The following is a 13,575-nucleotide window of genomic DNA, read 5'->3' as shown; positions in this document are numbered from 1 at the left end:
CAGCATTTGCCGTCGGGTTCGTGCTGTTTTTCCTGAACTGGTGGTTGCTGCCCCTGCGCTGCCGCTTGAAGCGGTGACGGGACTGTATGTCCTTACCATTGGAACGGGCTATGTCTGCCTGTTGATGGGTGGTCTGTGGATGAGCCGCCTGTTGAAACACAATTTGATGGAGGATGTTTTCAACAACGAGAACGAGAGTTTCATGCAGGAAACGAGGCTTATCGAAAGCGAGTATTCGGTCAATCTGCCGACACGTTTCTATTACAGGAAACGCTGGAACAACGGTTGGATCAATGTAGTTAATCCCTTCCGTGCGTCCATCGTGTTGGGTACGCCGGGCAGCGGCAAGTCCTATGCCGTGGTAAACAATTTTATCAAGCAACAGATTGAAAAGGGCTTTAGTCAATACATCTACGATTTCAAGTATCCCGACCTATCTACTATTGCCTACAACCATTTGCTGAACCACCCGGACGGCTACAAGGTAAAGCCGAAGTTCTATGTGATCAACTTCGACGACCCGCGACGCTCTCATCGGTGCAATCCCATTCACCCGGATTTTATGGAAGATATTACGGATGCCTATGAGAGTGCCTACACAATAATGCTCAACCTCAATAAAACGTGGGTGCAAAAGCAGGGCGACTTCTTCGTGGAGTCACCTATCATTCTGTTTGCCAGTATTATCTGGTATCTCAAAATCTATCAGAACGGGAAGTTTTGCACGTTTCCCCATGCTATCGAGTTTCTGAACCGCCGTTACGAGGATATATTTCCGATACTGACCTCTTATCCGGAGCTGGAGAACTACCTTTCGCCGTTCATGGATGCGTGGCTTGGAGGGGCTGCGGAGCAGCTCATGGGTCAGATAGCGTCGGCAAAAATCCCGCTTTCGAGGATGATTTCACCGCAGCTCTACTGGGTGATGTCAGACAGCGAGTTTACGCTGGACATCAACAATCCCGAAGAGCCGAAAATCCTCTGCGTGGGTAACAATCCCGACCGTCAGAATATCTACGGTGCGGCACTCGGTCTGTATAATTCCCGTATCGTGAAGCTCATCAACAAGAAGGGGATGCTGAAGTCATCGGTCATCATCGACGAGTTGCCCACAATATACTTCAAAGGGTTGGACAATCTTATAGCTACCGCCCGAAGCAACAAGGTTGCCGTGTGTCTGGGCTTTCAGGATTTCAGCCAGTTAGTGCGTGACTACGGGGACAAAGAGGCGAAAGTGGTGATGAACACTGTCGGCAATATTTTCTCCGGTCAGGTGGTGGGGGAAACAGCCAAGACGCTCTCCGAGCGGTTCGGTAAGGTGTTGCAGAAACGGCAGTCCATCTCCATCAACCGGCAGGATGTTTCCACCTCCATCAACACGCAGATGGACGCGCTCATTCCACCGAGTAAGATTTCCGGGCTTACGCAGGGAATGTTTGTCGGTTCTGTATCCGACAACTTCAACGAGCGTATCGAGCAGAAGATTTTTCATTGCGAGATTGTGGTGGATGCCGAAAAGGTGAAACGGGAAGAAAGTGCCTACAAGAAAATTCCCGTCATTACAAACTTCACGGACGAGGACGGCAACGACCGCATGAAGGAAACGGTGCAGGCGAACTACCGGCGCATCAAGGAAGAGGTGAAGCAGATTGTGCAGGAGGAACTGGAGCGTATCAAAAACGATCCGGTGCTGTGTAAACTGCTACCAGATAATGAGACTGTCTAACAAGTCCCCAAAATTGAAAATTATCCCTATCGAAGTTTGAAGTGACCCCCAAAAGTTGGATACAATTTTTTTGGGGGGCACTTCAGTTCTGACGGGTAAAATCGTAAAATTCGGACTTGTTAGACAAATACTTACGCGGTTTCAACCTCAGGTACTGAATCTATCGAATTGACAAATTTAACCAATTGCGGATCTGAATCTTTTTGTATGAGGTTTCGGAGACTCTTTTTCAATTCATAAGCATCATCCCCTGCTGTATTTATTAAATCCATATAAAAATCTTTGTTTTGCAGAATCAATGAACGGCATGCCCCATCGGAAATTACAGGTTTCACTATTTTATCAATAACGTCTCCAGCTTGACTTTTCAAATTACCATGCGATCTAAGCCATGTTTCGAAAAATTGAAACTTTATTGCATTGATAGTCTTTTTACCGATGCAGAAATCATTTCTTATATCGGTAACTGTCGATTTAATTTTTCGTTTATCCAATCTTTCAACTATATTCTTGAAACAATTAGGGAAAGGATTCAAACTTTGAGTTCCAGAAGCAATATCCATCAGAATCTTTTTGCCAAATTCAGTCAAGTTATCTGGCAAGGATTTGATTTTAGCCAGTAAATGTTTTATTGCGACAAACCAATAATATGATGTATGTGCTGTTCTTTGGGCGTATAATGTATCAACACTTATTTCAGACAACGCTTCGAACGCTATTTTATTGATATGATCGGTCAGGACATTGCTTATTTTAGTGGTCAAATCGTAAAAAGATGCGTCAGGAATTACATCTTTAATATTGTTCTTAGTGATATACTTATCCAAATCGGTATTCCACTCTGCTAAATGCTCGATAAATACCTCATCCGTTACACCTATTCTGTTCTTAATATCTTCAAATTGGGGCAATATGTCTGAGAGCAATAATTTATAGCCAAGTTTATGATTTACCATGTATTGTAGTGTTTCATTTAATAGCGGTATATTCCATCCCACACTATTTACTAATAAGTCTCCATGATCCACATAATAGTCCATGAGTTCTGCAACATATTTTATATCTCCACCCTCTATTAAGGAAACGGAATGACCATGTGCCAATTGCATGGCGACTAAATCGTAATATCCAGACTCTTTAATGTTTCGGCCATCAGTTTCTAATTCAGAATGCAACTGATTTATGTAGGTTGAATCTAACGTTACAGGTAAAGGTCTTTCTTCGTCAGATGCCAATAAACGATAGGTTGTAAATATAGCCCCTATATTATCTTTATTTACATTCTGTTCATCAATGCAATTCGTGATCGCTTGCAAAAGCGTTGGAAACGTATAGGTAGAATTATCTTTTAACGTTTTTACAATATCTGCATGGTCGAAATTATCGGGTAGTAAGTTTGCCAAATAATTATCGAGCGCCTCCGAATTTGTTGCTACTTGATAATATTTATATGCTTTAGTTGTCGCGTTATCCCGATAGGCAGCATCTGTTGCATTTGCAGCTTGAATATAATCGATAAATGTATTTGGCTTGACTGTTTTTGCTTCAATCAATGACGTAAAATCGCACGCCAACTTATTTTGCGCAATAAACCTGTCTATTGCATCTAACGTTTTGAAATAGTCGCCGCCATTGAAGTCATTGAACCGAACTATCTTCTTATATAATTGAGCAATCACATGGTTTTGGCTTTCCGTGTCTAAATGCAACAGCAGTTCTTGGTATTCGACAGGGAACACCTGCTTCTCTATGGATTCTTTTAATTTCAATTGTGCTATTCTTTGCCATACACGCAGAATAACATCGCTCTTTCGAGTTAATTTATGCAAACAATGTATAATCTTATCGATAAGCGCATTGTCCATACATTGTATAACTTCTTCTAATACAGTGTCAAATTGTTTATTAGTCTCTGCATATTGATTTATGTCGTGGTCTTCTTCTCCGTTGATGCAGCCTTCAATATATTTTTTCAATGGAATTTGTCGAGTATCTTCAACATCGACACCATATACCAAAGCTGCAATTTCGCGTTGTGTTTGCAGATCATTGTTAATTATTGTTTGAATGCCATTCAGATAGTCGCCGGACAATATTTGTTCTACTGGATTTGCCAGAATATCCGTCTTCTTCAAACAGAACAATGCTATGTTTATCATCAAAATTTCGTTACACCACTCTTGTTTAAGAGCGACCATCTCATTGATATATGATATAATTTCCCTAACATTGGCATTAGGATTTACCAATCTGAATATCCGATTTATAGTTTCTTTCGCTTCATTTTCTGTTTCTCCAAATGCTTCAACAAACAGTTTGTTGAATATACTTCGATAGTCGGTAATAACAGGAGGAGCAACACGATAAACAATAGGGAAAGTTTTATTGATAAAATACTTGGTCAGTTGTTTCGTTTGTTCGTCGGTCTCATCTCCGAATGCACAAGCTAAATGTGTTTCATCGAAAGGAATAACAGCCCAAACATTTTCAAAACCGCTATCGGCGAAGAACGTATGGATAGAAGACCATAATTCTTTTACTTTTTCAGCGGGGAGACGATCCATGTTGTCAAAAACAAGGACTAATTTACGTTGTCCTTTTTCCTTGATAAAATCAGAAATGTCTTGCATCCATGTTTTGAACTCGTAAACCGTTGGTTCGTCTTCGCTCAAAGTCTCATAGCAAACGTCCTTTTCGACTTTATCTTGATAAATAGCTAACATATAACTCCATCCATATTTATGATCTTTGCTATATGCCCATTTCCAAACGCACAATGCAATAAGAACTGGCAGTGCAGCTATGATAATAGACAATAAAGAAAACCACCATGTTGTGGGTGTAGGTTTTACTGCATACGCAATAAATGTAAATATCGGAGTTAAAACTGCAACCAAAAATGCCGCAACCATACCATTACTGATAAGGGGATATTTTTCGGTTACGGTCTCCGTTTTACGGGCTAATAAATATTTCAGCTTTTCAGACCATGATACGGTTTTCGTACCTCCACCTTTGACTTTTATTGTTGCATTTCCAGATAGGATACCATCATCAATAAGTTTGCTTGTAAGCAATTCCAATATAGAGCGGCGTTGCAAGTCCTCTTGATGTCCCCATGCGTCATACTCAAAAAAGTAATAGTCGTCTGATAATTCACGTTCCAACATTTTAACCACGTTGGATTTTCCAGATCCCCAAATACCTTCGATGCCGATAATTCGAGGTAAAGTACATTCCTCATCCAATGAATCATTCTGACAAAAATGGCGAGCAATAGTTTTTGCCAACCTTTCTTGCGAACCTCCATCGAATTTGTCAATACCACACGGTTTATTTTGGATAAACCGCGGATATTGCTGTTTGGATTGTAGTTTTGTTTCCATATACGTAATTTATTGATTATACGAACTCCAAATAATTCTCCCGATTTACCACATGAAACTCGGCATAGGGATAGGCTTCTTGGAAGGCTTTCGGTGCGGCCGGCATTTTATTTCCCCACTTGAACTCCAAGGCGGTAAGACTGTCGGCACTCTCCTCAATCAGGTCGATTTCCTGTTTGTCGTAGGTGCGCCAGAAATAGAACTCCCTGTGCAGTCCCTCATTGAAGTTCGCTTTGCGCCGCTCTCCGATGATGTAGTTCTCCCACAGCGCACCGACATCCTGCCGAATGGCCAGCGGTGAGAAAGCCCCGATAATGGCATTGCGAATGCCGTTGTCGTAGAAGTACCACTTGCCAGCTTTTGTAACCTCCTTGCGTAGGTTACGCGAATAAGCCCCCAGACGATAGATAACGAAGACCTTTTCCAATAGGTCGAGGTATTTTTCAACGGTCGTCTTGCTCATGCCGAGTTGTTTACCTAACTCTTCGTAAGAAACTTCGCTGCCCAACTGAAAAGCTATCAATCGCAGTAGATCGCGCATCTTGCTCGAATTTTTTAAGCCGTCAATTGCTAAGATATCTTTAAGCAGGTATGCACCGACAATATCACGTAGGTAGTCTGTTTTACGTTCATAGTTCTCCATCATTACTACTTCGGGATAGGAACCGTAAATCAAGCGCGCTTCGAGGTTCTGGCGGGTTTCAAGTGCCGTTTCCGTCTGTGCGATTTCCCGTTGCGAGAATGGTGTAAGGAGAAATTGCGTACTGCGGCCGACCAACGGTTCACCAGTCTTATTCAGCAAATCGAATGACGAAGAACCACTTGCCAAGACACTTATTCCCGGTATTTCATCAACTATCAACTTCAGAATACTACCGATTTGTGGTATGTTCTGTGCCTCATCAATAGCCAGCAAATCAATACCATCCAATAAATGCCGATAATTGGCTATTGAGCGATTCTCCAATAGTGCTAATGTGTCGTAGTCTTCGCCGTTGAGCATCATCGTCCTACCTGAATAGTTGTCCACAATTTTACGCATCATTACCGTTTTACCAACACGGCGAGCACCAAAAATCAGTACTGCTTTATTGGGCGCGATTCGTGCTGTAATCTTCTCTTGAAGTATTCTATTTACTGTTTCCATACCTTATAAAATATAATGCAAAGATAATCATATTTTTTTAATTGGCGAATTTTACAAAAAAAACGGGCTATTAAATGGCGATTTTTACAACCACAATCTTATGGAAGTTGTTTCATTGTTTTTAGTAATGATATATGTTCATACTATGATGACTCAATAATTTACCAGACATACGTTTCTGAAATTTGTCCTTATAGGAATGAAAAACTCACATATATTGTGCTAATTAATATATAATTAAATGAAAATAAAAAGACAGGATACGAGTATTCCTGTCTTCTCATATGTAATGGATATTTTTTTATTTTCTCATCCGCTCCAACTCCTCATCACGCAACATTCTCTCGTTCAGTTTTTCCTGCATCCTGTCAATGAAATAGGTGCGGCTTTCGTTCTTCCGGCGTTTGATATCAGTGTAGAAGCGGTAGCAGTCTTTAGAATCAACCCCGAATATCTTATAGAGAAGTGGGGCGAGCTGTTTGAGCGGCATATTGCCGTTGTTGATGCAGCCCATCACGTCTATGCCGTAGATAAGTTCCACGAGGTCGATGGCATTGCCCGTCCATTGAAGAAGGCTGGCGGTGGTTTCTGTTGCGTTGTTGGCGGATATTAGTGGTGGCACTTGGGGCGTGGCAAGGAATTTCTGCATCTTTCTTACGAAAGACAGAGCCTTGCTGACGTAGGCGGCAATCTCTCTTTTTTCTTCTGACAGATTACGTACGGGATGGTGCTGCAACTCGATTTCGATGTAGGCAAGCGCGATGACGGTAAGGTTCATGTCCATGCCGCCGTTGCACAGTTCGATCACTTGGGTGGCGAAAGCCGTGTATGCCGTTTCCATATTGCAGTCGCCGGCTTCGTTTATCAGGCGGAAAAAGTCGGTTTCCGCCAGCAAGAAATAATTCATGGTTCTGTCAATTTTGAAAATTACACTTTGTTTTCTGCGTGCGCACATGAATATAATTGGCAAAAAACGCGGCAGAAAATAAAAAATCCAACACTCAATTTTACAAAGTGCTGGATTTCAGAGGTATAAAATTCAGTATTTTTTCACAAGGACAAATTATCTCCGACTTAAATTGTTTGTAATCGGAACATTTATTCTATTCCTGAAAATAGAAATGTATGCTTGCCGCACATTTTGGCTATCTTGCTTTTTTATCAAGGATATAGATAATGCGACATACACCGTTGGGATAGCTTTTCAAAGAGGAAAGCGTCCAGTGTTGCTCTGGCAGAGCCGACTTAAAAAAATGTCGTCCGCTTCCGGATATGAAAGGAACGGTGTATAGTATGATTTCATCCACAGCGTGCATCCGCAGCAGTCCGTTTATATAGTCTGCCGTGTCCGGTGTGGCTTCCGCGAGGTAACGGATGTTTGTGCAGTCTTTTCTCCATTCGTGCAGCATTGAAATGGAATAGTCCGGTGTCACACGGTAAAAGGCTTTCTTCCTGATTTCATCAAGACCGCAACGGTCAAGGCACAAATCCTGATGTGCTTTATCATATAACTCTGAAGAAAGACATCCGTCCATCGTCAGTACGGCGAGAATCTGAACTTTACCCATAATCGTTTCCTTTCGTTAGGCAAGGGTAAAAAAGTAGCGTGCAATTCACACTACCTTCAAGCGATGGCTCTGGTAAAGCCTTTACGGAGAGTACGTGAATGCACGCTATGCGTAAGCATAGCATAAGCATCACGCAATCGTCTCCGTAGTTCCAATTTACCAGATTTTCGCTTGAAACGCCTTGCGGTCTTATCCTATATGTTGGCGGCGAAAAGCTCCTGCCAATCGCCGTTTTTCTCAAATGTTATGCAAAGATAGCCAAATTCAGTGAATTACGGGCTATGATTGCTTGAATTTATATTTAAGTCCATACTCTTCAAGTTTGCTGTATAGTGTTGTCCTGCCTATGCCGAGCAGTTCTGCGGCGACACTCCGGTTGCCGTTTGCCTGTTTCAACGCACGCAATATCCGCTCCTTATCCTCCGCGTCATTGCGCAAGGCGAAGCTGACAGTAGAGGTCGGTTTCGTCACGGCAAGTTCCAGATGCTCTTTCATGACAACACCTTCCTGCGCCTGCAATACAGCACCCATAACTTTCTGCCGAAGTTCCCGCACGTTGCCCGGCCATGCGTGTGTCAGCAACGCTTTACGTGCTTCGGAACTGAACCCGCTCACGCTACACTCCAGCTCTCTGTTTGCCATATCACGGAAGAACTCTGCCAGCGGCATAATGTCTTCTTGACAGTCACGCAACGGAGGAACGGTTATCCCGAAGTCGTGCAGGCGGTACAGAAGATCCTGCCGAAAACGCTTTTCATTCACCGATACCTCCAAATCTTCATTGGTAGCAGCGATGATGCGGACATTGAAATTCCGGTCTGCCTTGTCTCCGACCGGGCGATACCGCCTCTCCTGTATGGCACGGAGCAACATCTGTTGGGTTTCCAACGCGAGGTTCCTACCTCGTCCAGAAACAACGTGCCGCCTTCCGCCTCATGGAAATATCCTTTCTTGGCATTGTCCGCACCTGTAAATGCACCTTTGACGTGTCCGAAGAAAGCCGACGGTGCAAGCTCTTTGGAGAGTGAACCGCAGTCCACCGCCACAAATGGCTTGCCTGCACGTTTGCTCTTGTCATGCAACAGGTGGGCAATATGCTCCTTGCCCGTGCCGTTCTCACCAAATATCATCACGCTCATATCGGTGGCGGCTACCAGCCTTATGCGGTGCATGATTTTCTGAAAGGCGGAACCTTCACGGGCGAATATAGGCATACGGCGTTGTCCTGCCTGACGTTCTTTCAGTATGGAACGGATCAGGGGGACAAGTTTATCCTCCACAAGCTGTTTGGGAATATAGTCTATCGAGCCGAGTTTCATGCTTTCCACGGCGGTATTAACTTCGGCGTAGTCGGTCATAATGATGAAGGGCTGCATCTTTCCCTCCTTTCGCATCCAGCACAAAAGGTCTATGCCACTGCCGTCAGGCAGACGCAGGTCGGCAACCACGATATCATTATCTGTTGCCTGTTGCAGATGTTTCTTCGCGGTTGAGAGGTGGTAAGCCTTCATATTGCGGTAGCCCTCCCGTGACAGCATATTGCAGACATATTCGCAATACACGATGTTGTCTTCCACCACAATTATTTTTGTCTTATTCATCTTCGTATTTTCTCCTTTCCTCTTCTGCCAACCGTATTATTTCCACTCCCTTATCCAGCACGGCAGTCACGGCATGGCTTAACGCTTCACCATCCGGGAGAGCATCGCCACGAAGCAATCCGTAAAGTACATTCAGCGGTTGGTCGGCACGGAGCACCTCCCACGAACTGCGCAGGTGGTGGATCAGGGAATCCAGCTTTTGCAGGTCTTTTTCTTTTGCTGCATCCCGTACCGCCTGCATTTCCTTTTCTGTTTCAGTTATCAACTTTTCCAGCATGACGGCTTCATTGCCATAGGACAATAAGGCGGAAAAGTCCGGTTTCCCGTCCGGTGTCGCTTTTATGGCACACCTGTCGGAAACCTCCATCAGTTCCGATATGGAGAACGGTTTGAACAGGCATCCGGCAAAGCCTTTTGCCAATAGTTCCCCTTTGTTACAACTGCCCGAAGCGGTTGCCACAACCACCGGGATTGTTGGTGAATTGCCCACGTTGGACGAACGCAACAGTTCCAGCAATTCGAAACCGTTTATATCGGGCATATTCAAGTCTGTCAGCAACAGGCTGTATTCTTTCTGGCGTATCATTTCCATCAGTGCCGCAGCATCGGTGCAAGTGTCGCAGTGTATTCCTTCTTGGGAATACATCTCTTTCAGCATCAGAAGTAATACCTCATCATTGTCAATGGCGACAACATCATGGAATTTATTGTTATGATAAACAGGTGTATTGCTTGTATATCCAAGCTGTTCTTCAGCTTCCTGCATAGAAATTTCAACTGTGAAACGACTGCCTTTCCCTTTCTTGCTGTCTAAACGGATTGTTCCGCCAAGCATCGACACAATATTACGCATTATGGCAAGCCCAAGCCCGAAACCCTCCTTTGCGGCGGCATTTGATAGACGTTCAAACGCACCGAACGCTTGTTTCTGTTCCTCTTCTGTCATGCCTGTACCTGTATCTTCAACGACCAGTGTCAGAACTCCATTATCATATTCAGTAATCAAAGAAACACCGCCTTCTTCTGTGAACTTGACAGCGTTTGACAGCAGGTTATTCCCGATTTGTATTATTCGCTCTTTGTCGGTCAATACAATGGCATCGTGTCCAGTCTTCACGGACAAGGACAGCCCTTTGTTCACGGCAACAGGCATGAACTCCGTTTCAAGTGTGTGCGTGATTGCTGAAATCCGGCAGGGTGACAGACGGGGCTGTTCCTTGCCGTTGTCCAGGCGGAAGAAGTCAAGCAAAGTGTTAAGCATATCCCGCATACGGTCGGAGGATTGCAGTATGTTTTGGATATACTGCCCGGACTTATCCTCACACTGTTCTTTCCGTATCAGTCCGGCATAGCCTGTTATTGCTGTCAGCGGTGTGCGCAGTTCATGGGTGATAGTATGTACCGCCTTCTTCCTTGACGTTATCAGTGCCTCGTTCCGTTGTACGGATTGTTCCAGTTGCCTTATCAAATCAGTTGTCTTGTGCTTGTATTGTTTAATGCTTTTTGCATCACGATGTATGATGATGTAGGAAATTAACAACAATAGAAGAACGAATCCCATTAAACCGCCTACTTGCATAAATGACTTTTCACGCATGGCAACTATTTCGTTTTCCCGGCTTTGCAGTTCGGTTTGTACCTTTTCTTCTATTTGGCAAATCAATTCTTGCAGTTGTCTGTTAAGTTCTGCATTACGAGCTGCAAGGCTGTCGGCTTGTTCCGACAATTGGCGATCCTGCACTTTCTGTTCGCTGATTACGTTTCTATTGACCGAATGAAGGATAGTGGTTGATACTGCTGGAGTTACTTCCTTTTTTTTGCCGAATATGCCTAAGAAACCTTTTCGTTTTGGCTTTTTGGACTGTTCCTGCACACTTTTCTGTACAATAACCGGAATTTGATTGGCTATCTTCTTGTTAATAGATTGTTGTTCATCCATTAACCGGACTATCTGGAACATCTGTCGTTCCTTATCCTCTAAAAGACTGCGCACACTATCGATGCGCTCTGCTGGATAGGTGGCCTTGAAACGGCAGAGCATACTGTCCATTGCCATACGCCGTGCATGGTAATGCTCGATATCTTTATCGTTCCATTCCAGTATTGTTTCACCCAATAGAGAAAATTTTATCATTTGAATATTGATATTGTTTATTTCTTTTCGGAGCTCGTCTATTTTTTTATTGCCAAGTTCTAATGCTTCTATCTCCTGCCATTCATAGAGGCTATTATATGCCATACATCCGATAAGAATGGAGATAAGTATATATCCCAACCGTATTGCCTTATAGAAATTTCCTGACCGCTCCATTATTTTAATGACATTGATTTTTGGAACATGAATAAAAGTTTATCTTTTTCGTTCATGCGGATATTATCAGAATAACCGTCTTTTGTTATTTGATACCCACATGGCTTAACCATAAAAATGCCTAAGCCCTTAGTGTACGAACTTACTTCTGAGGCATAGTCTTTACTTGTATTTAATGGAACTTTCCCTTTAATATGACACCACTCATTATTACAACTGATGTCTTCAATCTCAGACATCAGTTTTTGCAAATCTGTAATAGCTTTGGAACTCGCTACTTGGGGTATCTGCAACTCAAAACAGAGCATCGGTTCGAGAATGTCCACACCTGACTGTTGCAAAGCCAGCCTGAAGACATAAGGGGTCAGCTGTCTGAAATCAGCAGGTGTACTTACCGGGCTATAATACTCGGCTTGAGTAAAAGTTACTTTCAGATCTGTCACTTCCCATCCATGTAAACCAGATTGGCAAGACATACGAATCCCTTCAAAAACGGCATTTTGAAAAGAATGGTTCAGATAACCATAGGAGATGTCACTTTCGATTTGCAACCCTGCCCCTAACGGTAAGGGTTCAAGAGTCAGCCCTATTGTGGCCCAGTAAGGGTTGGGTGGTACTTCGATCTGAATAATCTTATTGACCTTTTTTATAGGTCGTTCTTTGTAGATAGTCTTGATCTCATCAAAATGGACCTTTACGGAAAATCGTTCTTCCAGCAATGTCTGTATGATTTCCTTTTGGGTCAAACCATATAACGAGATTTCCAATTCATCACTATATGAGTTTATGGAAAAGGACAAAGACGGGTCTTCAATCCACAATGTATTCAGAGCGGATATCACCTTGCTTCTCTCTTCGGGCTTATTTGGCCGGACGGAGGATTTGAGAGCGGGATGCTGATGAGATAATCCTTGAATCAAACAAGGTTTAGCACCTAAATAATCTCCGATTCGAAAATCTTCTATATCTTCTACAATCGCGATATCATTGGCACCCACTTCATCAACATTTATCTCTCTGCCTGATAAATAGTCTTTAGATTTTTAATCTTGATGAATTTTTCCGAATCGTTGATTCTTACAACGTCTCGAAGTCTCAGACTTCCGTCAATTATTTTAAGAAAACTTCTTTTATGCCCTTTGGGGTCATGCTCTATCTTATAGAGATAAGCTGAAAGTCTGTTTGAGACTGATGCCGGAGGAAGTATAAAAGAAGAAATGGCGTCCAACAACTCATTGATACCGATATTGAACATTGCTGATCCATGTAGCACCGGATAGACTTTGGCTTTTGCCACAAGAGCGATTATCGTATTCCAATAATCAGCCGGTGAAATTTCGCTATCCGCCAAATATCGTTCTAATATATCGTCGTCATGGTTGCATACAAATTCTTTGTATTCTTCCTTTATATATGTTTGGGAGCAAACCGGATAAACCGATCCATCGACAACAGTTTGCATAAACAGGACATCTTGCGACAGATTTGTTTTTATATCCATATACAAACGCTCCAAATTCACACCGGCACGGTCAATCTTATTGATAAATATAATTGTCGGGATTTGCAGCTTTTGTAAAGTACTGAACAGCAACTTTGTCTGCGCTTGTATGCCTTCCTTTGCGGATAAGATGAGGACTGCTCCATCAAGCATTTTGAATGTCCGCTCCACTTCCGCAATAAAATCCATGTGTCCCGGAGTGTCAATGATATTGCATTTCACTCCATTCCAGATAATAGATGTCGTAGAAGCCCGGACAGTAATTCCTCTACGTTTCTCTATATCCATAGAGTCCGTTATGGTGTCACCATTATCCACACGGCCGCACTTTTCCG

Annotated in this window: 5 protein-coding genes and 3 pseudogenes; 1 reads left to right on the top strand and 7 read right to left on the bottom strand. The window is 43.0% G+C overall.

What is annotated here, in order from left to right:
• Nucleotides 1–1,726, top strand: a pseudogene (gene mobC, locus DXA15_RS22655) (conjugal transfer protein MobC); the annotation flags it as partial.
• A gap of 131 nt (nt 1,727–1,857) precedes the next feature.
• Here mobC and DXA15_RS22650 read toward each other — a convergent pair.
• From DXA15_RS22650 to tet(Q), 7 genes and pseudogenes are all read right to left on the bottom strand, one after another.
• The gene (locus tag DXA15_RS22650) at nt 1,858–5,112 is read right to left on the bottom strand and encodes a P-loop NTPase fold protein (protein WP_128135528.1); all 3,255 of its coding nucleotides are present in this window, start codon (nt 5,110–5,112) and stop codon (nt 1,858–1,860) included.
• A 16-nt stretch (nt 5,113–5,128) separates the two neighbouring features.
• Nucleotides 5,129–6,259 (bottom strand): ATP-binding protein, encoded by a 1,131-nt coding sequence (locus DXA15_RS22645; RefSeq protein WP_004291480.1) that lies wholly within the window; start codon nt 6,257–6,259, stop codon nt 5,129–5,131.
• 301 nt (nt 6,260–6,560) lie between these two features.
• Nucleotides 6,561–7,166: an RteC domain-containing protein gene (locus DXA15_RS22640; RefSeq protein ID WP_004304269.1), complete on the bottom strand. Its 606-nt coding sequence runs from the start codon at nt 7,164–7,166 to the stop codon at nt 6,561–6,563.
• A 238-nt stretch (nt 7,167–7,404) separates the two neighbouring features.
• Entirely contained in the window at nt 7,405–7,827 is a 423-nt protein-coding gene (locus DXA15_RS22635) for a dihydrofolate reductase family protein (protein ID WP_004291474.1), read from the bottom strand.
• Between the two features lie 279 nt (nt 7,828–8,106).
• A pseudogene (locus DXA15_RS22630) lies at nt 8,107–9,428 on the bottom strand (sigma-54-dependent transcriptional regulator).
• Nucleotides 9,421–11,739 (bottom strand): ATP-binding protein, encoded by a 2,319-nt coding sequence (locus DXA15_RS22625; protein ID WP_004291467.1) that lies wholly within the window; start codon nt 11,737–11,739, stop codon nt 9,421–9,423. The pseudogene DXA15_RS22630 and the gene DXA15_RS22625 overlap by 8 nt, the downstream one beginning before the upstream one ends.
• Nucleotides 11,739–13,575 (bottom strand): annotated as a pseudogene (gene tet(Q), locus DXA15_RS22620) (tetracycline resistance ribosomal protection protein Tet(Q)); the annotation flags it as partial. The pseudogene tet(Q) and the gene DXA15_RS22625, both read right to left, overlap by 1 nt.

Source organism: Parabacteroides sp. AM58-2XD (assembly GCF_003463685.1).
Taxonomy (GTDB): domain Bacteria; phylum Bacteroidota; class Bacteroidia; order Bacteroidales; family Tannerellaceae; genus Parabacteroides; species Parabacteroides segnis.
The sequence above is the reverse complement of the archived record's forward strand: the minus strand, read 5'-3'. Positions and strand labels throughout refer to the sequence as shown.

Bases quoted from the DNA above. Each gene is read 5' to 3' on its own strand.
- DXA15_RS22635 (WP_004291474.1), bottom strand. From the start codon at position 7,827: ATGGGTAAAGTTCAGATTCTCGCCGTACTGACGATGGACGGATGTCTT.
- DXA15_RS22645 (WP_004291480.1), bottom strand. From the start codon at position 6,259: ATGGAAACAGTAAATAGAATACTTCAAGAGAAGATTACAGCACGAATC.
- DXA15_RS22650 (WP_128135528.1), bottom strand. From the start codon at position 5,112: ATGGAAACAAAACTACAATCCAAACAGCAATATCCGCGGTTTATCCAA.
- DXA15_RS22640 (WP_004304269.1), bottom strand. From the start codon at position 7,166: ATGAATTATTTCTTGCTGGCGGAAACCGACTTTTTCCGCCTGATAAAC.
- DXA15_RS22625 (WP_004291467.1), bottom strand. From the start codon at position 11,739: ATGGAGCGGTCAGGAAATTTCTATAAGGCAATACGGTTGGGATATATA.